Annotated in this window: 24 protein-coding genes; 7 read left to right on the forward strand and 17 right to left on the reverse strand. The window is 50.1% G+C overall.

The genetic code is table 11. From position 1 onward, the window contains the following. Positions 1–16: 16 nt before the first annotated feature. The 9 genes from EDI29_RS07900 to EDI29_RS07940 form a co-directional block, all read right to left on the reverse strand. Complete coding sequence (locus EDI29_RS07900; protein WP_137740460.1) at positions 17–469, reverse strand: YbjO family protein; 453 nt, start codon at positions 467–469, stop codon at positions 17–19. Between the two features lie 207 nt (positions 470–676). After that, complete coding sequence (gene potI / locus EDI29_RS07905; protein WP_107169776.1) at positions 677–1,522, reverse strand: putrescine ABC transporter permease PotI; 846 nt, start codon at positions 1,520–1,522, stop codon at positions 677–679. Continuing rightward, a complete protein-coding gene (potH, locus tag EDI29_RS07910; RefSeq protein WP_137740461.1) occupies positions 1,519–2,484 on the reverse strand; it encodes a putrescine ABC transporter permease PotH in 966 nt (321 codons plus the stop codon). The genes potI and potH overlap by 4 nt, the downstream gene beginning before the upstream one ends. A gap of 14 nt (positions 2,485–2,498) precedes the next feature. Next, positions 2,499–3,632, reverse strand: coding sequence for a putrescine ABC transporter ATP-binding subunit PotG (potG, locus tag EDI29_RS07915; RefSeq protein WP_137740576.1), 1,134 nt, complete (start codon positions 3,630–3,632; stop codon positions 2,499–2,501). A gap of 204 nt (positions 3,633–3,836) precedes the next feature. After that, positions 3,837–4,946: a spermidine/putrescine ABC transporter substrate-binding protein PotF gene (gene potF / locus EDI29_RS07920; protein ID WP_014699624.1), complete on the reverse strand. Its 1,110-nt coding sequence runs from the start codon at positions 4,944–4,946 to the stop codon at positions 3,837–3,839. A gap of 367 nt (positions 4,947–5,313) precedes the next feature. Continuing rightward, positions 5,314–5,793 carry a type III secretion system chaperone family protein gene (locus tag EDI29_RS07925; RefSeq protein ID WP_010306638.1) on the reverse strand — a complete coding sequence of 160 codons (480 nt, stop codon included), beginning with the start codon at positions 5,791–5,793 and terminating at the stop codon, positions 5,314–5,316. Positions 5,794–6,073: 280 nt separating this feature from the next. Next, positions 6,074–6,985 carry a 30S ribosomal protein S6--L-glutamate ligase gene (gene rimK / locus EDI29_RS07930; protein WP_137740462.1) on the reverse strand — a complete coding sequence of 304 codons (912 nt, stop codon included), beginning with the start codon at positions 6,983–6,985 and terminating at the stop codon, positions 6,074–6,076. Between the two features lie 16 nt (positions 6,986–7,001). After that, on the reverse strand, positions 7,002–7,721 hold the full coding sequence (gene nfsA / locus EDI29_RS07935) for an oxygen-insensitive NADPH nitroreductase (RefSeq protein WP_137740463.1): 720 nt from the start codon (positions 7,719–7,721) through the stop codon (positions 7,002–7,004). Between the two features lie 24 nt (positions 7,722–7,745). After that, a complete protein-coding gene (locus EDI29_RS07940; protein WP_137740464.1) occupies positions 7,746–8,033 on the reverse strand; it encodes a hypothetical protein in 288 nt (95 codons plus the stop codon). A 113-nt stretch (positions 8,034–8,146) separates the two neighbouring features. On the opposite strand from EDI29_RS07940, the gene EDI29_RS07945 reads away from it, so the two are divergent. Beyond that, positions 8,147–8,413, forward strand: a complete 267-nt coding sequence (locus EDI29_RS07945) for a GrxA family glutaredoxin (RefSeq protein ID WP_107169782.1) — start codon at positions 8,147–8,149, stop codon at positions 8,411–8,413. A 75-nt stretch (positions 8,414–8,488) separates the two neighbouring features. Here the strand turns inward: EDI29_RS07945 and EDI29_RS07950 are convergent, their stop codons facing one another. Continuing rightward, positions 8,489–8,860, reverse strand: coding sequence for an inner membrane protein YbjM (locus EDI29_RS07950; RefSeq protein ID WP_107169783.1), 372 nt, complete (start codon positions 8,858–8,860; stop codon positions 8,489–8,491). 363 nt (positions 8,861–9,223) lie between these two features. Here EDI29_RS07950 and EDI29_RS07955 point away from each other — a divergent pair, with 363 nt between their 5' ends. From EDI29_RS07955 to deoR, 3 genes are all read left to right on the forward strand, one after another. Further along, positions 9,224–10,912, forward strand: a complete 1,689-nt coding sequence (locus EDI29_RS07955) for an aspartate:alanine antiporter (RefSeq protein ID WP_137740465.1) — start codon at positions 9,224–9,226, stop codon at positions 10,910–10,912. A gap of 411 nt (positions 10,913–11,323) precedes the next feature. Next, entirely contained in the window at positions 11,324–11,992 is a 669-nt protein-coding gene (gene deoC / locus EDI29_RS07960; protein ID WP_137740466.1) for a deoxyribose-phosphate aldolase, read from the forward strand. A 31-nt stretch (positions 11,993–12,023) separates the two neighbouring features. Continuing rightward, positions 12,024–12,797, forward strand: coding sequence for a DNA-binding transcriptional repressor DeoR (gene deoR, locus EDI29_RS07965; RefSeq protein WP_137740467.1), 774 nt, complete (start codon positions 12,024–12,026; stop codon positions 12,795–12,797). Here the strand turns inward: deoR and EDI29_RS07970 are convergent. The 4 genes from EDI29_RS07970 to EDI29_RS07985 all read right to left on the reverse strand — a co-directional run bounded on the left by EDI29_RS07970 (position 12,794) and on the right by EDI29_RS07985 (position 16,881). Then, a complete protein-coding gene (locus EDI29_RS07970; RefSeq protein ID WP_137740468.1) occupies positions 12,794–13,999 on the reverse strand; it encodes a serine hydrolase in 1,206 nt (401 codons plus the stop codon). The two genes, deoR and EDI29_RS07970, sit on opposite strands and share 4 nt — an antisense overlap. Positions 14,000–14,285: 286 nt before the next feature. After that, complete coding sequence (locus tag EDI29_RS07975; RefSeq protein ID WP_107169787.1) at positions 14,286–14,945, reverse strand: methionine ABC transporter permease; 660 nt, start codon at positions 14,943–14,945, stop codon at positions 14,286–14,288. Continuing rightward, positions 14,938–15,954: a methionine ABC transporter ATP-binding protein gene (locus EDI29_RS07980; protein ID WP_137740469.1), complete on the reverse strand. Its 1,017-nt coding sequence runs from the start codon at positions 15,952–15,954 to the stop codon at positions 14,938–14,940. The genes EDI29_RS07975 and EDI29_RS07980 overlap by 8 nt, the downstream gene beginning before the upstream one ends. Before the next feature lie 81 nt (positions 15,955–16,035). Continuing rightward, positions 16,036–16,881, reverse strand: a complete 846-nt coding sequence (locus EDI29_RS07985; protein ID WP_137740470.1) for a MetQ/NlpA family ABC transporter substrate-binding protein — start codon at positions 16,879–16,881, stop codon at positions 16,036–16,038. A gap of 141 nt (positions 16,882–17,022) precedes the next feature. Here EDI29_RS07985 and EDI29_RS07990 point away from each other — a divergent pair, with 141 nt between their 5' ends. Beyond that, positions 17,023–17,640, forward strand: a complete 618-nt coding sequence (locus EDI29_RS07990) for a glutathione S-transferase family protein (protein WP_137740471.1) — start codon at positions 17,023–17,025, stop codon at positions 17,638–17,640. 74 nt (positions 17,641–17,714) lie between these two features. Here EDI29_RS07990 and EDI29_RS07995 read toward each other — a convergent pair whose 3' ends face one another. The 3 genes from EDI29_RS07995 to EDI29_RS08005 all read right to left on the reverse strand — a co-directional run bounded on the left by EDI29_RS07995 (position 17,715) and on the right by EDI29_RS08005 (position 20,144). Continuing rightward, complete coding sequence (locus EDI29_RS07995; RefSeq protein ID WP_137740472.1) at positions 17,715–18,881, reverse strand: PQQ-dependent sugar dehydrogenase; 1,167 nt, start codon at positions 18,879–18,881, stop codon at positions 17,715–17,717. 138 nt (positions 18,882–19,019) lie between these two features. Further along, positions 19,020–19,541, reverse strand: a complete 522-nt coding sequence (locus EDI29_RS08000) for an ATPase (protein WP_137740473.1) — start codon at positions 19,539–19,541, stop codon at positions 19,020–19,022. 129 nt (positions 19,542–19,670) lie between these two features. Further along, positions 19,671–20,144, reverse strand: a complete 474-nt coding sequence (locus tag EDI29_RS08005; protein WP_137740474.1) for a hypothetical protein — start codon at positions 20,142–20,144, stop codon at positions 19,671–19,673. On the opposite strand from EDI29_RS08005, the gene rimO reads away from it, so the two are divergent. Together rimO and sanA are read left to right on the forward strand one after the other, a co-directional pair. Further along, positions 20,136–21,449, forward strand: a complete 1,314-nt coding sequence (rimO, locus tag EDI29_RS08010) for a 30S ribosomal protein S12 methylthiotransferase RimO (protein ID WP_107169793.1) — start codon at positions 20,136–20,138, stop codon at positions 21,447–21,449. The genes EDI29_RS08005 and rimO overlap by 9 nt on opposite strands. A 182-nt stretch (positions 21,450–21,631) precedes the next feature. Beyond that, positions 21,632–22,414: an outer membrane permeability protein SanA gene (gene sanA / locus EDI29_RS08015; protein ID WP_137740475.1), complete on the forward strand. Its 783-nt coding sequence runs from the start codon at positions 21,632–21,634 to the stop codon at positions 22,412–22,414. Positions 22,415–22,420 lie beyond the last annotated feature (6 nt).

Below are 22,420 nucleotides of genomic sequence, written 5' to 3' on the forward strand. Positions count from 1 at the left end.
CAGGAGGTAGACGTATCTATTTCTGGCGCAGAAAAAAACGCTTACTGCGTCGCGGTAGAAACAGTAAAACCATCACCAGAAGATCAGGGATCTTCTGTAACAGGAGTTGGTGCAGCACGGCGGCGTTGTCTTCCCCTGAAATATGGAATATCGCTGGCATAAATTCACTCAGGGACGCGAGAAGCAAGTAGCACACCACCAGTCCCTGACAGGCCACATAGCCCCAGCGCCCCCAATTAACACCCGCTAAAACGGCAAAACCACAGCGAATTTCAATGCCGACGATAATAAGCGATAACAATAATACCAGTGTCGAATCCCAGGCTTCCGCGTTGCTGCCAATCCAGCCGCTCAAATCGCTTAACCCTAACTCCCATACCAGCAGCACAATCCCCAAAAAACGGGTAGCAATAATCGCAATCCCCGCCACCATCACTGGCACCGGGGCATACACTTTGCGTTGCGTCATTTCCTTCTTCGTGTACAGAATTTCAACGCTCTCCCTTCATACAGCCATAATCGGCCAAAAATACAGCATCAATATAAAATTCGATGCCAATATAAAACGTGGCACTGATATAAAACTTGATAGTCGTATAAAGCAACAACGCCCCCATACTCTGGCGGCGTTGCTGGAAACCTTCGCTAGGCTAGCAAATTACGGAGTGAAATCGAATCAGCCACGTCTCGCTTTTTGCATATCACGATAGCGCTGCTTCTCTGCTCTTGCCATAAACCACCAGGCGATAAACCCAATAATACCAACGACTAACAATATCAGAGAAGCCAATGCGTTAATTTGTGGATTAACCCCCATTCTAACGCTGGAGAACACCAACATAGGCAACGTCGTCGAACCAGGCCCCGCCACGAAGCTGGCGATAACCAGATCGTCCAGAGACAGTGTAAACGCCAGCAGCCAGCCGGAAAGCAGCGCAGGGGCAATCATCGGCACCGTGATAATGAAGAAAACTTTGAGCGGATTCGCCCCCAAATCCATCGCGGCTTCTTCAATCGAACGATCCAGTTCCCGCAGGCGTGCGCTGATCACCACGGTGACATACGCGGTACAGAACGTGACGTGTGCTAGCCAGATAGTGAACATTCCTCTTTCTGCTGGCCACCCGATGGCATGACCTAAGGCAACAAAGAGCAACAGTAGCGACAGACCGGTAATCACATCCGGCATCACCAGCGGTGCCGTCAGCATAAACGCAAAACCATTGGCACCACGGAAACGGCCAAAACGCACCATCACTACGGAGGCGATAGTCCCAAGAATCACAGCCATCGTAGCCGACGCGGCGGCAATCGTCAGGCTCAAGAGCACCGCGCTGATCATCGCCGTATTATGAAACAGCTCGATATACCAGCGCGTCGACCATCCAGCCCATACGGTAACCAGCTTGGAGCTGTTGAACGAATAGATCACCAGCATCAGCATCGGCGCATAGAGGAAGGTAAAACACAGTACCAAAATCACAATACGCCACGGCGAGCGAACAACAGGTAAATTATTCACGCTTCCCCCTCCGCAGTTTTGCTCTGATGTTTATGGAACCAGATAATCGGCATAATCAACAGCAGCAGCATGACGATCGCGACAGCAGATGCCACCGGCCAATCTCGGTTATTGAAGAATTCCTGCCACAGAATACGGCCAATCATAATGCTATCGGGCCCGCCGAGCAGTTCTGGAATCACGTATTCCCCCACCGCAGGGATGAACACCAGCATCGATCCCGCAATAATACCGCCTTTCGTTAGCGGAACGATCACGCTGAAGAACGTTCTTAGCGGCCGCGCGCCCAAATCCAACGATGCTTCTACGAGCGAGTAGTCCAGCCGCGTCAGCGCGGTATAAATAGGCAACACCATAAACGGCAGATAGGAATACACAACGCCAATGTAAACTGCCAAATTGGTGTGCAAAATGATCAGCGGTTCATCAATCACACCCAGCCACAGCAGGAAGTTATTCAAGATACCGTTGTTTTTCAGAATCCCCATCCAGGCGTAGACGCGGATCAGAAACGACGTCCATGACGGGAGGATCACCAGCAATAATAGAATATTACGCGTTGAGGGTTTACTGTGCGCGACGGCCCAAGCCAATGGATAACCAATAAGCAAGCAGCACAACGTCGACACAGCAGCAACCTGAAGCGACTGCATGTAGGCATCGAAATACAGCGGATCGTCCAACAAGTGCAGGTAATTCCCAAGATTCAGGGAAATATCCAGCTTGTCATCCATCCAGGAAACCAGATCGGTATAAGGCGGGATTGCACGTGCCATCTCAGCGAAACTGATCTTGAACACGATCAGGAACGGCAGCATAAACAGCAGCAGTAGCCACACATACGGCAGCGCGATAACCAATTTGCGCCCGTGTTTTTGACGCCAGCGCGCCATCAGCACACGTAGCCAGAGTCTGGCCTTGCCCGGTGGTTCCGCCGTGTGATGTTCGGGAAATAAAGTCATGACATTCTTCCTCACTACACCGTCAGAACCACACAGCTATCCGCATCCCAACACAGCCGAACCTCGTCTCCCCAGGTCGGTGTGCCTTTACGATAGCGGTAGGCATTTTGTAGCTGCGCACTGATAATCTGTCCGCTGTTAAGCCTGACGTGATATATCGACAGGTCTCCCAGATAGGCGATATGCACAACTTCCCCCACGGCGAAATTACAGCCGTCAGCCGGAACCTCTTCGCACAGCATGATTTTTTCAGGACGTAATGCGATGTAAACTGGTACACCATCCACTACCGAGACATCAGAATCCACCTTCAGCGGATGCACCAGCCCAGGGCTTTTGATGATCAGTGCTTCGTCCTGACGCTCCTGCAATATCCCTTCAAACATATTGACCGAGCCGATGAATTCTGCGCTGAAGCGCGTATTCGGGTGCTCATAAATCTCTTCCGGTTCGCCAATCTGTACGAACTTACCGCGATTCATGATGGCAATACGTCCTGCCATCGTCATGGCTTCTTCCTGATCGTGTGTCACCATCACACAGGTCGCCCCTACGCGCTCCAGAATATCGACCACTTCAAGTTGCATGCGGTCGCGCAGTTTCTTGTCCAGCGCCCCCATCGGTTCGTCCAGCAACAGCAGTTTTGGACGCTTCGCCAGACTACGAGCCAAGGCAACACGCTGACGCTGACCGCCGGAAAGTTGATGCGGTTTACGATTGGCGAACTCCTGCATGTGCACCAGCGACAGCATCTCTTCTACACGATCTTTGATTTCAGCACGCGGCAGCTTGTCCTGTTTCAAACCAAACGCGATATTCTTTTCCACCGTCATATGTGGGAACAACGCATAAGACTGGAACATCATATTGATAGGACGCTGGTAAGGCGGTACTAATGATAAATCCTGACCATCAAGAACAATCTGCCCCTGAGTCGGGAGCTCAAAACCTGCCAGCATACGCAGCAGCGTGGATTTCCCACAGCCAGATGCACCCAGCAGAGCAAAAATTTCGCCTTTATAAATCGTCAGGCTGACATCATCGACCGCGGCCTGACCATCAAACGACTTCGTCAGGTTACGCACTTCCAACAGCGGCGTGGCCGCTTTTTGAGGTTTTGATTGAGGGCGTGGGATCGCGTCATTCACTTCGCATTGCTCTCCGGCAAAAGCAGAACAAGTCACCCCGCTGACGCCGCGATTAGGCGTTTTTGCATTCAGCGGAGTGACACAATATAGAGCGCAAACAGGCGGTTCATCCGCCTGTTCTTTGCCACATTTAACGCCTTCAATAAGTAGAGCACCCTATGGCACCCGACTTATAGTAGGTATCACAACATTAGATCAAAGCCGCTATTTACCGCTCTTAACCTTAGTCCATGCACGAGTACGTGTGCGGTCAATCTGAGGGGATTGCACTTTGAGCGTAAACATTTTGGCACGCACATCCGCAGGCGGGTAAACACCCGGGTTGTTACGAATCTCTTCGTTCACCAAAGGCAAGGATGCCAGGTTACCGCTGGCGTAATAGGTGTGGTTACTGATCTCAGCCATCACTTCCGGCTTCATCAGGTAGTCCAGAAACGCGTAGGCTTCATCCAGATTTTTAGCATCTTTCGGGATAGCGAGGACGTCAAAGAATGCCAATGCGCCTTCTTTCGGAATACTGTATTGGATATTGACGCCGTTCTTCGCTTCTTTCGCACGATTCCCCGCCTGCATGATATCGCCCGCCCAGCCTACAGCAACGCAGATGTCGCCGTTCGCCAGATCGTTGATATATTGCGACGAATGGAAATAACGAATGCTCGGACGTAGTTTCAGCAACAGATCGGTCGCTGACGTGCTGTAATCACCCGGTTTGGTGCTGTTCGGATCTTTACCCTGATAGTTTAATACCGTAGCAAAGATCTCTTCTGGCGCATCCAGGAAAGAAACCCCGCAGCTTTTCAGCTTTTCCAGATTCTCTGGCTTCAGTACCAGATCCCAGCTATCAACAGGTGCATCGGCACCCAGCGCCGCTTTGACTTTCTCGACGTTATAACCAATACCTGTGGTCGCCCACAGATAAGGCAAGGCATATTTGTTATCGGGATCGTGCTGGGCAATCAACTTCATCAGCTCGGGGTCCAGATTTTTGTAATTCGGTAGCTTACTCTTGTCTAATGGCTGAAAAACTCCCGCTGAGAGCTGACGCTCAAGGAAGCTGGCAGAAGGCACCACCAGATCAAAACCCGTGCTGCCCGCCATGAGCTTGCCTTCCAACACTTCGTTGGAGTCAAACACATCATAGACAACCTTAATACCGGTTTCTTTCTGGAAATTGGCTAACGTGTTTGGTGCGATATAGTCGGACCAGTTATAAACATGCAGCGTTTTCTCTTCCGCAGATGCGGTGACGGACGCGGCCATCAGCAAGCCGGTAACAACACCCGATAGCCATTTTTTACGTTGGGTGAACATCCGTTCCTTCCTCCATACAAGGGGGTGATCGTGGGAGTATGTATCGTTCCGATACAAAACATGTCCTGCCGCGCTATCAAATCGGTGAATGAATATGCACCGATTTTTATTCGCTCATACACAGACATAGCCTTGATTCGACAGTCTGTCGCTTACAGGAATAAAGCATAACCCCACAACATCATGCGCACCATACTTGAACGTAAAAAATGGGTTTTAACGATTATTTATTCACATTTTGTCGATGTGATGAAGGCGTTTAGCGACAAACAAAGAGAAATATCTGGCAATAAGGCGAAACAACCAGAATAAATGGCGGTGAAAGGAAAATAAGTAAAACCAATTGCTGCCGTTGGCAGCAACCGTATCAATGCAAATGTGAGGTCGTGACTCTGGCAGCAGAGCCCTCTTCTTCCTCGCCGATAAACAGCAGATTGTTAGCACTTGCTTCAAGGATCACCATTGAGATCTGCTCTTCAGATTGCTGCATGAAATGCCTGAATTGTTCCAACGTCATCCCCGCAGCCACACTAAACGACTGGCAAACAATCAGCTTCGGCAGGTTATCGTCCTGAACGTCGATAAACGCCTTGACGGTCAAGGAACTGGCATTGATTTGGCTCAGGTCGCCGACCAAAGGAATCAACGCGCTGGGCTTCACTTCGGCAAGTGCAGAAAACAGGATTACGTTATCTACCAGATCAACTTTCGCGTCGAACACGCCATCAAAATTTTGCATATGAGGAAGATGGAGCGCCTGACAGGAATCACATTCGAAATACAGAATATTCAGTTGATCCAGCCACCGCCGTAGCATAGCCAAATCCGGGACGATGAGTGAATCCATCATGTTTGCCTCATACTTGCCACCGTAAAGACAGCGTTATTGAAAAGAGAACACCGTTCACGCAGAAACGACGTTAAAACAGAAACAGTCTCAAAGCAGAAACCATCTTAAAAACGGCCCATAGCTTACGGAATATTGTGCAACGATGCCACGATAAAAGCGCACCACGGCCCGTTTTCCTCGTTCTACTGCACGACGATGCACCGTCGCGAACACGGCCCAATAGCCACGTGCCAATGGAAAACGCCGTATTTTACGGCGCAGTCTCTGTTTCAGAAAGCTAACTTTTACTTATTGTTGTCGATGTTGCGACGCGCTTCTGAGTATTTTGCTCAATAAACTCAATCATCATGCCAGCAATATCGAAACCAGTGGTCGTTTCAATCCCTTCCAGCCCCGGTGAAGCATTCACTTCCATCACCAGCGGCCCGCGTTCGGCGCGCAAAATATCAACCCCCGCCACATTCAGCCCCAGCGTTTTTGTCGCCTTGATAGCAATCGCACGCTCCTGCGCCGTAATTTTCACGTTATTCGCCGACCCGCCGCGATGCAAATTTGAACGAAATTCCCCCGCCTTCGCCTGCCGTTCTATCGCCGCAACCACCCGATTACCGATCACAAGACAGCGGATATCTTTACCCTGTGCTTCACGCACGTATTCCTGCACCAAAATGTGTGCATTTAGCCCACGAAATGCATCAATGACGCTTTCTGCCGCCTGCCGCGTCTCCGCTAATACCACGCCAATTCCCTGCGTACCTTCCACCAATTTCACCACCAGCGGCGCACCGCCCACCATCGCGATCAGATCGCCAGTATCATCCGGCGAGTGAGCAAACCCGGTAATCGGCAGATCAATCCCTTCACGAGCAAGCAGTTGCAGTGAATGAAGTTTGTCACGGGCGCGAATCACCGCAACAGAGTTATTCAGCGGATAACTCCCCAGCATTTCAAACTGGCGTAATACCGCCGTGCCATAAAATGTAATCTGTGAACCAATACGCGGAATAATCGCATCGTATTTATCCAGCCGGCGTCCACGGTAATGCACAGACGGCGCCGCCGGATTAATATTCATATAGCAGGAAAGTGGATCGATAATCTCAACGCTATGCTTACGCGCCTCAGCGGCTTCACGCAGGCGTTTGCAGGAATATAACGCTCCATCACGAGACAGAATGGCTATCTTCATAAATATCCTACCGATACTAGCGTATCGCCCATCCTTGTTGATGTAAGTAGTCCAGCATAAATGGACGTAACTCTTTTTTCAGCGTCAGTTCAACGTGTTCACTCCAGCTTTCACGACGGCGACCGGTGCGCTGTAGATAATATTCCACCATTTGCTGATCGTATTGTGCCAGCACATCGCGATCGAGCGGCTGATAAACATTTTCATGCAACATCATGGCCGCTGGCATACGTGGTTTCAGCATCGGTTCGGCGTCCGGGTGCCCCAGACACAGCCCAAACAGCGGTATCACCTGCGTCGGCAATTGCAGTAACTGCGTCACATCAGCAATGCGGTTGCGAATCCCACCGATAAAAACCCCACCGAGCCCTAGCGATTCGGCAGCAACCAGAGCATTCTGCGCCATGATAGCGGTATCGACACAGCCAATCAGCAATTGCTCGGTCAACCCAGTTTCTGCCTGAGGGAAGATCTCTACATGGCGATGAAAATCGGCACAAAATACCCAAAACTCCGCCGCCTGTGCCACATAGTTTTGCTCGCCGGTATAGTGAACCAGCGTTTCGCGTACGGCAGGATCGGTAATGCGGATAATCGTACTACATTGTAAAAAGCTGGAGCTGGACGCACTCTGTGCGGAGGTAACGATGGCGTGGCGTTGTTCATCCGTTACGGGCTGAGACGTAAACGCACGAATGGAACGGTGGCGTTGTAGCAAATCAATGGTCGGTGTCACACTGGCATCCTTCAGTCGGTAAAGTTATTTCATCATCGATACCCTAAATAATTCAAGTTGCAGGAAGGCGGCAAGAGAAGGAATCCCGATGAGCTTACTCAAGTAAGTGGTTCGGGTGACAAATCTGCCGGGAGCAGATTTGAACGCTGCTTGCAGCGGCCCTTTAGGGCGAGGCCCACGACGGGCCGAGTATTTAAGCGCAGCCAACGCGCATGCAGCTTGAAGTATGACGGGTATAATAGCTTCAGCAAATCGTTGTAACAGGTAATGACTACTTTTTTTCATCAATGAATGCGGGCATAGTAGCGCCATTCACAGTAACCTCATTAACCGTAACACTTTCAGCCGTGACCTTATCTACAACAAGCGTCACGCTATGCGTTTTCAGAATGAGAGTATTTTTCTAATTTTACAAAGGAGTTTACATGTTCGCTGTAATTTTCGGGCGCCCAGCTTGCCCTTATTGTGTACGTGCGAAAGAACTGGCAGAGAAACTGGCCGAGCAGCGTGATGACTTCAGCTTCCGTTATGTAGACATCCACGCAGAAGGTATCTCAAAAGAAGATTTGTCGAAGACGGTAGGAAAACCGGTTGAAACCGTACCGCAGATTTTCCTGGATGAAAAACACATTGGCGGCTGCACTGATTTTGAAGCCTATGCCAAAGAACATTTGTCTCTGTTCCAGTCATAATCATCAGACGGGTCAGACAATAGCGCGGCGAACGTCCGCGCTTTTTTATTTTATAGCAGCATGTTCAGCGTCTACTCAGCGAAGATAGCGTCGATATAGGCTACGCAAGCACAGTACACCCAGTGAACCCAATACGCACCAAAAGGCCGCGCTCATCACATAAGCCAGCTCTTGCCAAAAAGAACGCATCGGCGTATTCCACAAATGGAGCATCAGTAAACATACAGGCATCGCCGCCAGCGCACCAAATAACGGGTAAAGCAAGCGGCCGCGTGCAGAAAGAAGACAGGCAATCATACCCGGCAGCAGAAAGAGTAACATTCCTGGGCTACCGCGCAGTCCGTCGTTCACTGCGGCATCCGATACTTCAATTTTTTGACTTAGAAACACAATGGTGAACAGTAGAAAACAACAAACCGCGCCGACCCAACCTTTATTTCGTGCCATAAACCGCCCCTCTCAATATGCCTCCCAACCTGCATCAACCCGATACCGAAAACATGCGGTATGGTAAAAATGATTGGTGTATCTATTCCCCGATATGAAAAACATGAGGCTTCGCTACGATTTATTCGACGCACAGGTAGACGATAACCTGCCGTATTTCATCAACAGCGACACCATAATCATTAAATTAAACAATAATTACACTGAACAATTTTTATCGGATAAATTATACTTGATGAGGCTGATTCCTTTCAGCTGACGTGTATTGCATGCCGTCACGGGAATTCATGTATTTCATGGCTAAATCTAGCCGCTATAATGAATAACATCAAGAACTTACTGGTAAACAACAAGTTACATTCCATGAATATAAACGTCGCTTATTTGTTAAACGGGAATTACATCCTGCTTTTATTCGTGGTTCTTTCATTAGGACTCTGTCTGGGAAAGTTGCGCTTCGGCCCAGTACAACTCGGTAATTCTATTGGCGTTTTAGTCGTTTCTTTATTACTCGGCCAACAACATTTCTCGATTAATACCGAAGCGCTGAGTCTCGGTTTTATGTTATTTATTTTTTGTGTGGGAGTGGAAGCCGGGCCGAATTTCTTTTCCATTTTCTTCCGCGACGGAAAAAATTATTTCATGCTCGCGCTGGTGATGGTCGGTAGCGCTATGTTACTGGCATTGGGCTTAGGAAAACTCTTTGGCTGGGGAATCGGCCTAACCGCAGGAATGCTGGCCGGCTCCATGACATCAACGCCAGTCTTGGTCGGTGCGGGCGACACGTTGCGTAATACCGCCAGTCTGGGGAGCCAACTCGGTATTGAGCAAGATCACCTGAGCCTGGGCTATGCGCTGACGTATCTGGTCGGGCTGGTCAGCCTCATTTTTGGTGCGCGCTATCTCCCTAAACTCCAGCATCAGGATCTCCCCACCAGCGCACAGCAAATTGCTCGCGAACGCGGGTTGGATGCGGATAGCCAAAGAAAAGTATATCTGCCAGTGATTCGCGCCTATCGCGTCGGACCTGAGTTAGTCGACTGGGCGGACGGCAAGAATTTACGCGAGTTGGGAATTTATCGTCAGACGGGCTGCTACATCGAGCGCATTCGGCGTAACGGAATTCTGGCCAATCCCGACGGCGATGCCGTCTTGCAAATCGGCGACGAGATCGCGCTGGTCGGCTACCCCGATGCACATTCCCGTTTGAACTCCAATTTCCGTGATGGTAAGGAAGTTTTCGACCGAGATTTGCTAGACATGCGCATCGTGACGGAAGAGATCGTCGTCAAGAATCATAATGCCGTCGGCAAGCGCCTGAGCCAGTTGAAGCTGACCGATCACGGCTGTTTCCTTAACCGTATCGTCCGCAGCCAGATTGAAATGCCGATTGACGATAACGTCGTGCTAAATAAAGGTGATGTCTTGCAGGTCAGCGGCGACGCCCGTCGGGTGAAAAGTATTGCTGACAGAATCGGGTTTATTTCTATCCACAGTCAGGTCACCGATCTGCTGGCTTTCTGCGCTTTTTTCGTTATCGGCGTAATGGTCGGGTTGATCACCATCCAATTCAGTAATTTCACATTCGGCATTGGTAATGCAGCCGGGTTACTTTTCGCAGGCATCATGCTGGGGTTCCTGCGCGCCAATCACCCTACTTTTGGCTATATTCCGCAGGGGGCTCTCAATATGGTCAAAGAATTTGGCCTGATGGTCTTTATGGCGGGTGTCGGCCTGAGTGCCGGTAGCACCATCAACAGCAGTCTGGGAGAAGTCGGCATCCAGATGCTAGCTTCAGGACTGATTGTCAGCCTGGTGCCTGTGGTGATTTGCTTTCTGTTCGGCGCGTATGTACTAAAAATGAACCGCGCGCTGCTGTTTGGTGCCATGATGGGGGCACGCACCTGCGCACCTGCGATGGAAATTATCAGCGATACGGCGCGCAGTAACATCCCTGCGCTCGGCTATGCGGGTACCTATGCCATCGCTAACGTACTACTCACATTAGCAGGTTCACTCATCGTGGTTATCTGGCCTGAATTACCCGGCTAAAAACAGGTAAGAAATCGTGAATTTTTTCCGAAAAGGTCAGAACTTTTTCTTTGCCTTAAAGTCTGAATAAGTGCCACTGCTTTTCTTTGATTCCCCTTATTGAGGAAGCCCATCGTTCCCGCCTTTGAGGTTCAAGAACGATGGGCGTTTTCTTTTCTGCTTAACTCGTCATATTGCAAATCGCATGCGCGTTGCACTGTTCAAAACGTTAACGTTTTGTCCTAAAATTTGAATTATTTAGAGTATACCTCTTCCTTATTTCTCGATATCCCCCCATCTGGTATCACATTCACTTCGTTTTTTGTTATCAAAATAACAAAATTTAATTGCATTGTTATTTTTGTGACATTAAAAGCATTGAGTGTCATAATCATCGCATCTGATTTTTATCGACATCACTAAGGATTCGCTATGACTGACTATGCACGCTATATCGACCACACACTGCTGGCAGCCAATGCCACAGAACAGCAAATCATCACGCTGTGCGATGAAGCGATAGCACATCATTTTTATGCCGTCTGTGTTAATTCCGGTTACGTTCCCTTAGTCGCTGAGAAACTGAAAGGATCGGCGGTGCACGTGTGCTCCGTTATCGGTTTTCCTCTTGGGGCAGGTCTGACTTCCAGCAAGGCTTTTGAAGCCAAGGCTGCCATTGACGCCGGCGCTCAGGAAATCGACATGGTGATTAACGTCGGCTGGCTGAAAAGCGGCAAGAGTGACGCTGTCAAAGCAGATATTCAGGCAGTGCGTGAGGTTTGCGCCGCTATACCGTTGAAGGTAATATTGGAAACCTGTCTGCTTGATGACGAACAAATTGTGCAGGTGTGTGAAATGTGCCGTCAGTTGGATGTCGCGTTCGTCAAAACCTCTACCGGTTTCAGTACCGGCGGCGCGCGTGAAGAACATGTTCGACTGATGCGCAACACCGTCGGCAGTGAAATGGGTGTAAAAGCATCCGGCGCGGTTCGCGATCGCCAAACAGCACAACGCATGATTGAAGCTGGTGCCACCCGTATCGGCACGAGTTCAGGCGTTGCTATCGTTTCAGGTGATGCTGCCGCAGCAGGAAACTACTAACAACAAAAATAGCTTATTAGCAGGGAATTTTATGGAAACGCGGCGCGACGAACGAATCGGCAGACTGGCTCAGGCATTAAAGAAAACCGATAAACTCCATCTTAAAGACGCCGCACAGCTACTCGGCGTATCTGAGATGACCGTGCGCCGCGATCTGAATGCAGATTCCACCAGCGTGATGCTGCTCGGTGGTTACGTTGTCAGCGATCTGAAGAATAACGGCACCACTCACTATTTTGTTTCCGACCAACAGACCAAACACGTAAAAGAAAAGCAGGCTATCGGTGTCGCCGCTTCCCATCTGGTCGAGGTAAACGATACCGTTTTTTTCGATTGTGGCACCACCATTCCCTTCATCATTGATGCGATACCTGATGAGCTACCTTTTACCGCGATCTGCTACTCTCTGAACACCTTTTTAGCACTACAGGAAAAAAAGGCGTGTAGAGTGATTTTATGCAGCGGGGAATACCATCCAGATAACGCGATCTTCACCCCGCTCAACCAGCGCAGCGAACTGGACAACATCTGCCCGAATACAGCGTTTATTTCTGCGGCGGGTATTGAGCTTAACGCGGGAGCAACCTGCTTTAACTTTGCCGAACTGGGCATGAAACAACGCGCGATGGCGACTGCACAGCGAATTATTATTGTGGCAGATAGCAGTAAGTTCGGTCAGATAAAGCGTGCCTGTATTGGCCCGATGACGCTGTTTGATACGGTCATTTCCAACAGCGCCCCAGACGAACAGTACCTACGCTATTTCTCCAACAACGGCATTCAGTTCATCCACTCAGGGGATTAACTGAATAACCCACCGAACCACTGTTGCACCTTCATCATCACCGTATCCCAAAGGCGGCTAAAGAAACCCGCCTCGGGGATATCATCCATCGCCACCAGTTGGCGCTGTCCGATACTTTTTCCGTCCAGTTGGAAATCGATGGTGCCGACCACCTGATTCTTAGTAAGCGGTGCAGAAAGCTGCGGTTGATTCAGCGTGAAACTGGCTTTTAGGTTCTTCATCTGCCCTTTTGGGATGGTCAGCGCGGCATCCTGCGCCACACCCAGCCGTGCCTCTTTCTCCGTGCCAAACCACACCCGTTGCGTAGTAAAAGGCGCATCCGCCTTGATAGGGGTTACCGTTTCAAAAAAGCGGAAACCCCATGTGAGCAGCTTTTCGCTTTCACGAAAACGAATGGCATCCGTTTGCGCCCCTAGCACCACAGAAATCAGGCGCATATTGCCTTCCGTCGCCGATGCCACCAGATTGTGTCCCGCCCCGTTGGTATGGCCTGTTTTTACGCCGTCCACATTCAGATTGGTGCTCCACAGCAGACGGTTACGGTTAGGCTGGCGAATGTTATTGAAGGTGAACTCTTTTTCCTTGTGCAACGCGTACTCTTCTGGCACATCTCGGATCAGCGCCTGCCCTAACAGCGCCATATCGCGCGCGGTGCTGTACTGCCCTACCGCATCAAGACCATGCACGGTAAGGAAATGCGTATTTGTCAGGTTAAGTGCTTTCGCATAATTGTTCATCAGGCTGACAAACGCATCCTGACTGCCCGCCACATAATCCGCTAGCGCGATGCTGGCATCATTACCTGACTGAATGACAATGCCTTTATTTAACTCAGAAACGGGAATGCGATCGCCCGGCTTAAGGAACATCAGCGACGATCCACGCAGCGCTGGGTTACCGGTTGCCCAGGCATCTTTTCCGACGGTCACTTCATCCGTCGGGCGAATTTTACCGGATTTTATCGCCTGCCCAATCACATAGCTCGCCATGATTTTGGTCAGGCTGGCAGGATCAAGGCGTTCATCGGCGTTGCTCTCCGCCAGCACTTTACCGCTGTGGTGATCGATCAGGATAAAGGCTTTGGCGTCAATCTGCGGCACCGCAGGCAACTGTTCCGCATAGGTAAATGGCACCAAGCCAACAAGCAATACCGTACCTACAGAGAAAGACGTGAGTCTGGTCAGGAAAGGAGTTGTTTTCATGAGTTCGCCGCAATGTCCATCAGTCGTTAAAAATTCTTAATTTTCAATATTTTTTGAAAACTTTAGTAACATATAAAGGTAACGCGTCATCCCTGAGATGAAAACCGTTCATTCTGTAAAGATAGTCAAAGATATGAAAGCTTCTAAAAAAATGCAGATAAAAAAGGGACTTAGGAAAGAGTAAGGAATATCTGAAAATACGGGCGGCGAAACCATCAAAAAATAGCAAATGGCACGAGGAGCCATAGCAGTTCACTATTACCTCGTGCCTCGCATGACAATACCCTCAGCGGCGTTCGCGCTTATCTGCACGTTTTGATAACCAGTCGCCTAAGGTCTGTACCACCTGCACCAGAATAACCAGCGCAATCACGGTAATCACCATGACCTCAGTTTCGTATCGGTAATAACCGAAGCGGATCGCCAAATCACCCACGCCGCCGCCGCCGACAATGCCCGCCATCGCTGAATAGCCGATGAGGCTTACCAACGTAATTGTCAGACCACGCAGTAGTCCCGCTTTTGCCTCTGGCAGCAGCACGGTGCCGATAATACGCATCGGGCTAGCACCGAATGCTTCCGCTGCTTCCACGATGCCGGGATCAATTTCACGCAGTGCGCTATCCACCAGACGGGCATAGAATGCGATCGCCGCGACCGACATCGGGACCGCCGCGGCCACTGGACCAATGGTATTACCCAACAAAATCTGCGTAAGCGGCAACAGCAGCACCAGAAGAATAACGAAGGGAATAGAACGAATGATATTCACCAACACCGTGCCAAACAGATAGACGGCGCGGTTTTGCCAGAACAGATTCTTGTCCGTAACGTAAATCAGCAGCCCCAGCGGTAAACCACCGATCACGGCAAACAGCGTGGAGATCCCTACCATCTGGAACGTTTCACCGAACGCCGCGACCAGATCGATCCATAAATCAGCCATGTAACACCTCCACATTCGCCGTTCTTATCTGAATATGCTCCACGGCTTGCGCCACTTTTCCGGGATCGGATGGGTGGGTCAATAGTGCCACGAGGATACCTAACGCACGGTTACCGATGTATTCGATCTTACCGTGCAGGATATTGACGGATACGCCGAAGCGCGTCGCAACGTCCGACAGCACGGGTTGCTCCGCCGATTCACCAACGAACAGGATCTTCAATAATGTGCCTTGCAAATCCACCAACAAACGCGGCGGCAACGCGAGATCCAGCGTATGAGACACCAGTTGACGTGTAAAGGCGTGCTGCGGCGTAGCGAAGATATCGAATACATCGCCCTCTTCCACAACCCGGCCTCCCGTCATCACCGCAACCCGATCGCAGACGGCCTTAATCACGCTCATCTCATGAGAAATCAGCACGATGGTAATACCCAGTTTCTCATTAATCTCTTTCAGTAATGCTAAAATCGCGGCTGATGTTTCTAAATCGAGCGCCGAGGTTGGCTCATCGCACAGCAAAACTTCGGGATCGTTGGCAATCGCTCTGGCGATGCCCACACGCTGCTTCTGACCACCGCTGAGCTGAGCCGGATAGGATGACGCTTTATCCGCCAGCCCGACCAGATTCAGAATTTCCGGCACGCGCACAGAAATTTCCGCGTTGGATTTCCCGGCGGCTTTCAGGCTGAACGCGACGTTTTCTGTCACGGTACGTGTCTGCATCAAATTGAAATGCTGAAAGATCATGCCGATTTTTTGCCGCTGTTCCCGCAGCGGCTGCCCAGCTAACTCGCTGATGAGCACATCGTTGACGCGCACACGCCCTGACGTCGGGCGCTGCAAGAGATTAATGGTTCGCAGCAGCGTACTTTTCCCCGCGCCGCTGGTGCCGACAATACCGTAAATGTCTCCGCGCTGGATGTGCAGCGATACGTTGTCTACCGCACGATTTTCTGGCTGCTTCCCGTGTGAGAAGTCAACGCTTACCCCTTCTAACTGAATCATTATCCGCAAACTCCTGACCGGGCGGAAAAGAAGAAAGCCGGTCATAGACCGGCCAAAGGATATTCTGTACAACCTGAAGCTTTACTGTGCGGGCGCTGGCGTTTTCGCCTGCATCCACTCTGGTTTCTGGAACTGGCTATACATCAATGCCGGATCGTTGATCACCGCAGCATACGCAGGTGATTCAACAATCGCTTTGGTATCTTTAACAAATGGCTTATCGAGATCGTCAGTACGCACGGCAATAATATTTTTTAGGTTCTCATCCAGCGTTTCCAGCTTGATGGCCGATGACAGTTTCATGCCGGATGCCAGCGCAAAATTACCGTTCACCAGCGATGCCGTCACGCTATCCAGCGTACGCGGCAGCTGTGCCGCTTCCATCGGTTTGAAAACCAGCCCGCGTGGATTCTCAAGAATATCTTTCTCAGACGCTTTGGTCGGATCGATATCAGCCTTAATCGTAATCAACCCCATCGATTGCAGGAAACGCAGACCACGCGCCAGATTGGTGGCATCATTAGAGAGCGTGACCACGTCCCCTTTTTTCAGCTCATCCAGCGATGTTATCTTCTTCGAATAAAAGCCCATGCTGGCCGTCGGTACGATAATCAGTGGAGAAATTTTTAACCCTTTATCAGCGGCAAATTTTTCTAAATAGAGCGTATGCTGGAAAAGGTTGGCATCGATGCTGCCGTTGGCCAACGCCAAATTGGGCTGAACGTAATCACTGAATTCACGCACCACGACCTTGTAGCCTTTTTTCACCAGCTCAGGTTTGATCGCCAGATTCACCATGTCGCCATAAGGACCAGGTGCCACGCCAAACGTGATCGTCTGCGGATCGCTGGTAGCCATCGCCAACTGCATGCCCGCAGCAAGCAGGGTGACACCCAGCGCGGCACGAACAGAATGCGTCAATTTCATTGTGTAACTTTCCTGTCTGAATGTAACTTGCTGTCATTATTAAGAATGACAAGTTAAATCATAAAGACTAAAAAGGCATATCATTATTCTCATCGGCGGTCGCGGATAACCGTGCATGACTTAACGAAGAAAGAGGTAGATATGGTAACGATTTGGGGTCGTGATAATTCGACCAACGTAAAGAAAGTCTTGTGGTGTGCAGAAGAACTTGCACTGCCTTATCAACATGTAGCAGTTGGTGGACAATTTGGTCGTAACCATGATGCTGATTATCTGGCGCTGAACCCTAATGGCCTTATTCCCTGCTTGCAGGACGACGATCTGGTACTGTGGGAATCGAATACCATCGTGCGTTATTTGGCAGCGCAATATGGTCAAGATTCGCTGTACTTTGCCGATGCAGGCAAGCGAGCAGGTGCCGAAAAGTGGATGGACTGGACAAGCTCGCTTGCGGCTTCTTTCGGCCCGGTGTTCATTAATATGGTACGCATCGCGCCAGAAAAACGTGATATGGCGTTGATACAGAAAGGCGTCGTTGAATGCGAACGGCTGCTCGGTATTGTCGATGCCGTTCTGGCTAATCAGCCGTGGCTATCCGGCGATCGGTTTGGCGTTGGCGATATTCCGTTGGGCTGCGTTGTCTACGGCTGGTTGAATATGCCAATTGAACGGCAGGCACATCCTCATCTGGAACGTTGGTATCAGCAACTCACCGAGCGCCCGGCTTATCAAAAGCACGTTATGATTCCGCTGTCTTAAGCCTAAAAATTTGCATACCAAGGCTGTCGAGCGGTAAGTAACGGTCTAACAGGCACCTTGCGGTGCCTGATGCTTTACTCCAGTCCGACTTTCAGCAACTTGCCGTTATCGTGATCGGTCAGCAAGTAGAGGTAGCCATCCGGCCCCAACCTTACGTCACGGATGCGTTCACCGCGGTCGCCCAGCAAGCGCTCTTGGGACGCGACTTTGTCACCATCAAGCGTCAGACGAATCAGGTTCTTTTCTGCCAACGCACCGATAAAGACTGAATTTTTCCACTGCGGGAAACGCTCGCTATTATAGAACGCCATTCCACTGATGCCCGGTGATTTTTCCCAGTAAAAATCAGGGTTAACCATCCCTGCGATCTCTTTTCCTTTCGCTTCTGGAATCTTCAGCCCGGAATAGTTAATGCCGTGTGTCGCGATCGGCCAGCCGTAATTTTCACCCGCTTTAGGGATGTTGATTTCATCGCCGCCTTTCGGGCCATGCTCATTTTCCCAGAGTACGCCAGACCATGGATTAATCGCTAACCCCTGTGGATTTCGGTGCCCGTAAGACCAGATTTCCGGCCGTGCGTTAGGCGTATTCACAAACGGGTTATCGGACGGCACCTTGCCATCTGCTGTCAGGCGGACAATCTTGCCCTGTAACTTATCCAGATCCTGTGCGGTCGGGCGCTCGTTGTTTTCACCCAGTGCAATAAACAGATGCCCTTGTTGATCAAAGGCCAGCTTGCCGCCGAAATGGTTGCCCGTCGACAGCTTCGGTTCCTGACGGAAGAAGACCGTGAAATTGTCTAGTCGCTTATTATCTGCGGAAAGTTTGCCATAACCGACAGCGGTGCCAGCTTTGCCATCACTTCCTTCTTCAGCAAAACTCAGGTAGATGCGCCGATTCTGCGCAAAATCCGGTGATAGTGCGACTTCCAGTAATCCACCCTGTGATTTCGCGAAAACCTTCGGTACGCCCGTTATCGGTGCAGACAGCGCGCTGCCCGCTTTCCATAGGCGTAAATTTCCGGCGCGTTCTGTAATCAGAATCCCCTGCTCTTCTGGTAAAAACGCTAATGACCATGGGTGATCCAGCTTATCCTGTAATTCCGTCACCTTTGGTTCCGCTGCTAATAGCTGGCTGGAAAACAGCAACGTTGCGCTAAGCAGCAGCCAGTGTGGCGCAGCAGAAAATCGTTTTAACACAGAGTGTGAAGCAGAATTGCGGGGCATCAAGCAAGCAGGCATAGCGTTGTCTCCATCCAACAAAAGTCCTGTAAATTTAGGTGGCAGGCGATGTTTGTGCAAAAAAACGGGGCAAGGTTTACATTTATTGAAGAAATTCAGAGAAACCAGAAGATAAAGCGGCGGAAATGATAAGTGGGATTATCTCGGCTGAATCATTCTGATTTTGTTTTCATCCCATGACGTCATCACATTTTTGTACAACCACATAGGCTGCACGTTATCAAACGACTCCTCGACGATATCAAGAAAGCCATCCGGCGTAGCCTCACCAAGAAACGTTAGCTTAGTCGTTGAATTATCGAAAAAATAGGCACGATAGCAAAGTTGTATCATCCCGGAGAGATACCTCAAGCTACGCTGATAACGCCCGAAGACCTTTTCCTTTGGCACACTATGTCCACCTAACGCAACACGCTGAGTGATTCGCTCCTCATTGAGTTCAGGATCTGACGTGCAAACATAGTAAAGATAGGGTTTATAGCCACTGTTTCTCGCCGACTTTACAAAATCGAGATGGCTTTCGTGACTCATCACGGATTCATAGGTGAAAGAAAGTCGATCGCGAATCCAGTCATCTCTTAGACCTAAAGAGATTTTCTGTGCCAGTCTGGCTGCTAATTCATCTTGCAGCAGCGCTTCATCGACCGTTTCCCCCAGCAATGCCGGTAGATCAATATGTTTTGCAATATCATCGGGGTTAAGATACTGCCCTAACGGAACGGGCGTACGTTTCTCTCAATTCTTTAGTTAACGTCGTTTTGCCCGATCCATTCGGGCCCGCAACCAATCTCAAGCTCGGCAAAGCAGCTCCCTAAGCTTAATTGGCGGTTGACCATCCACGGCTTTAATTTCTGAGAGCGTACCATCAGGTGCTTGACTAACCAGCCACCCATCCTTGATATAAGCGATTGATACACCGGAATCCAACGCTTCTTTGATCGCTTGCTTTGAGGCACGGGCACCGATCTGCATTAAGGTCCGATTATCATCAATCTTGCTTTTGCGCTGATGCTTTCGCACTACTTTAATTCGCTGCACCATCATGCCTCCTGACTCATGGGTAATGATGAAAAAATATACCATAACGTTCTGTGCGCATTTGCTATTTAGCGCCACTTTACGAAGCGCCTTCCACGAAAGCACCCTCGCCGCAGTGATAAAATGCTGAGTTTTACACCACTGACTGTAAGGACAATCAACTATGGTGTAGAATCCTCCGGTTTTTATTTTCTGTTTATTTTGTGAGCGAATAATATGCAACAACCACGTATCGGCTTTGTTTCCCTCGGTTGCCCGAAAAACCTCGTCGACTCCGAGAGGATTCTGACCGAACTGCGTACTGAAGGTTATCAGGTCGTGCCACGTTATGACGACGCTGAACTGGTGATCGTCAATACCTGTGGTTTTATTGACAGCGCCGTACAAGAGTCGCTGGAAGCCATCGGCGAAGCGCTGAATGAAAATGGCAAAGTCATCGTGACGGGCTGTCTGGGTGCCAAAGAAAACCAAATACGCGAAGTGCATCCAAAAGTTCTGGAAATTACCGGTCCGCACAGCTACGAGCAAGTGCTGTCACACGTCCATCAATATGTCCCTAAACCGACGCACAACCCGTTTACCAGCCTGGTTCCCGAGCAAGGTGTGAAACTCACGCCGCGCCATTACGCCTATCTGAAAATCTCAGAAGGCTGTAACCACCGCTGTACGTTCTGCATCATCCCTTCCATGCGTGGCGATCTCGATAGCCGTCCGATTGGTTCGGTGCTGGATGAGGCGAAACGTTTGGTTGATGCTGGCGTAAAAGAACTGCTGGTGATTTCTCAGGATACTTCGGCATACGGCGCAGATGTGAAGCAACGCACTGGCTTTTGGAACGGACAACCGGTCAAAACCAGTATGGTCAGCCTGTGTGAACAACTGGCATCGTTGGGCGTGTGGGTGCGTCTGCACTACGTCTACCCTTACCCGCACGTAGACGATGTGATCCCATTAATGGCGGAAGGTAAAATCCTGCCTTATCTGGATATCCCGCTCCAACACGCCAGCCCGAAGATTCTCAAACTGATGAAACGTCCAGGCGCGGTAGAAAGAACGCTGGAACGCATTAAGCGCTGGCGTGAAATCTGCCCAGACTTAACGCTGCGTTCTACCTTTATTGTCGGCTTTCCTGGCGAAACGGAAGAAGATTTCCAGATGCTGCTCGATTTCCTACAGGAAGCCAAACTCGACCGCGTGGGCTGTTTTAAATTCAGCCCGGTCGAAGGTGCGTCGGCAAATGCATTGCCCGATCAGGTGCCGGAAGACGTTAAAGAAGAACGTTTCCACCGCTTCATGCAATTGCAGCAGGCGATCTCCACCCAGCGTTTGCAGGACAAAATTGGTCGTGAAGTGCTGGTGCTGATCGACGAAATCGATGAAGAAGGTGCAATTGGCCGCAGCATGGCCGATGCCCCCGAAATTGACGGCGCAGTTTACCTGAACGGTGAAACTGACGTGAAAGTTGGTGACATCGTCAAAGTAAAAATCGAGCACGCAGACGAATACGATCTGTGGGGTAGCCGCGTTTAGTGTTCTCACCACGCCAGCTTTTCTGCCCGAAAGGCTGGCATTTTATTTTCACATCATCTCTTCCTGAACGCTGAAAATTCAATCAATAAACCTCCCGTTTCTCGCCTGCGTCTTGCGTCCCCCTGTCAGGTAAAGTAGCCTTGGGACATGATGAGTCTATTCGCCTTACCCGAGGCATAAGCATGTGGAAACGCCTGACATTCGGTTTGTTAGCCCTCATTGGCGTGCTGCTGCTCTCTGCTTTTGCGCTCGATCGCTGGATCAGTTGGAAAACCGCGCCTTTTATTTATGATGAACTTCAGACCTTGCCGAAGCGTCAGGTTGGTGTGGTATTGGGAACCGCAAAATACTACCGTACTGGCGTAATCAATCAGTATTACCTGTTCCGTATGCAAGGGACGATTAACGCTTACAACAGCGGTAAAGTCAGCTATCTGCTATTGAGTGGTGATAACGCGCTACAAAGTTACAATGAACCGATGACGATGCGCCGCGATTTGATCGCCGCAGGCGTTCCACCTTCAGATATCGTGCTGGACTACGCGGGGTTCCGCACGCTGGACTCCATCGTCAGAACACGCAAGGTGTTTGATACCAACGATTTCACCATCATCACTCAGCGTTTTCACTGTGAACGAGCATTATTCATCGCGTTGCACCTCGGCATTCAGGCACAGTGTTACGCCGTGCCTTCCCCAAAAAATATGATGACCGTGCGAATTCGTGAATTTGGTGCTCGTCTGGGTGCGCTGTTCGATCTGTATATTCTTAAACGCGAGCCACGTTTTTTAGGACCACAGGTGCCGATTCCAGCAGAACATAAGATCCCAGAAGATGCGCCAGACTACCCTGCCGTCTTGCCGGAACAGGTATTCACTCCACCAGTTAGTCAGGCTAAACCTGACCAGCTGATGAGAACAGCGCCAGCCCCCAAGCAGCAGGACGAGAAGAAGACCACACAATAACGTATT

The sequence above is a fragment of the Pectobacterium polonicum genome, from assembly GCF_005497185.1.
In the GTDB taxonomy this organism is placed as follows: Bacteria; Pseudomonadota; Gammaproteobacteria; order Enterobacterales; family Enterobacteriaceae; genus Pectobacterium; species Pectobacterium polonicum.

Bases quoted from the DNA above. Each gene is read 5' to 3' on its own strand.
- EDI29_RS07925 (WP_010306638.1), bottom strand. From the start codon at position 5,793: ATGGATTCACTCATCGTCCCGGATTTGGCTATGCTACGGCGGTGGCTG.
- EDI29_RS07950 (WP_107169783.1), bottom strand. From the start codon at position 8,860: ATGGCACGAAATAAAGGTTGGGTCGGCGCGGTTTGTTGTTTTCTACTG.
- rimK (WP_137740462.1), bottom strand. From the start codon at position 6,985: ATGAAGATAGCCATTCTGTCTCGTGATGGAGCGTTATATTCCTGCAAA.
- deoR (WP_137740467.1), top strand. From the start codon at position 12,024: ATGGAAACGCGGCGCGACGAACGAATCGGCAGACTGGCTCAGGCATTA.
- EDI29_RS07995 (WP_137740472.1), bottom strand. From the start codon at position 18,881: ATGCCTGCTTGCTTGATGCCCCGCAATTCTGCTTCACACTCTGTGTTA.
- rimO (WP_107169793.1), top strand. From the start codon at position 20,136: ATGCAACAACCACGTATCGGCTTTGTTTCCCTCGGTTGCCCGAAAAAC.
- EDI29_RS07955 (WP_137740465.1), top strand. From the start codon at position 9,224: ATGAATATAAACGTCGCTTATTTGTTAAACGGGAATTACATCCTGCTT.
- EDI29_RS07900 (WP_137740460.1), bottom strand. From the start codon at position 469: ATGACGCAACGCAAAGTGTATGCCCCGGTGCCAGTGATGGTGGCGGGG.
- EDI29_RS07985 (WP_137740470.1), bottom strand. From the start codon at position 16,881: ATGAAATTGACGCATTCTGTTCGTGCCGCGCTGGGTGTCACCCTGCTT.
- potH (WP_137740461.1), bottom strand. From the start codon at position 2,484: ATGACTTTATTTCCCGAACATCACACGGCGGAACCACCGGGCAAGGCC.
- sanA (WP_137740475.1), top strand. From the start codon at position 21,632: ATGTGGAAACGCCTGACATTCGGTTTGTTAGCCCTCATTGGCGTGCTG.
- deoC (WP_137740466.1), top strand. From the start codon at position 11,324: ATGACTGACTATGCACGCTATATCGACCACACACTGCTGGCAGCCAAT.
- EDI29_RS07945 (WP_107169782.1), top strand. From the start codon at position 8,147: ATGTTCGCTGTAATTTTCGGGCGCCCAGCTTGCCCTTATTGTGTACGT.
- EDI29_RS07940 (WP_137740464.1), bottom strand. From the start codon at position 8,033: ATGGCGCTACTATGCCCGCATTCATTGATGAAAAAAAGTAGTCATTAC.
- EDI29_RS07980 (WP_137740469.1), bottom strand. From the start codon at position 15,954: ATGATTCAGTTAGAAGGGGTAAGCGTTGACTTCTCACACGGGAAGCAG.
- EDI29_RS07975 (WP_107169787.1), bottom strand. From the start codon at position 14,945: ATGGCTGATTTATGGATCGATCTGGTCGCGGCGTTCGGTGAAACGTTC.
- EDI29_RS07990 (WP_137740471.1), top strand. From the start codon at position 17,023: ATGGTAACGATTTGGGGTCGTGATAATTCGACCAACGTAAAGAAAGTC.
- EDI29_RS07970 (WP_137740468.1), bottom strand. From the start codon at position 13,999: ATGAAAACAACTCCTTTCCTGACCAGACTCACGTCTTTCTCTGTAGGT.
- potF (WP_014699624.1), bottom strand. From the start codon at position 4,946: ATGTTCACCCAACGTAAAAAATGGCTATCGGGTGTTGTTACCGGCTTG.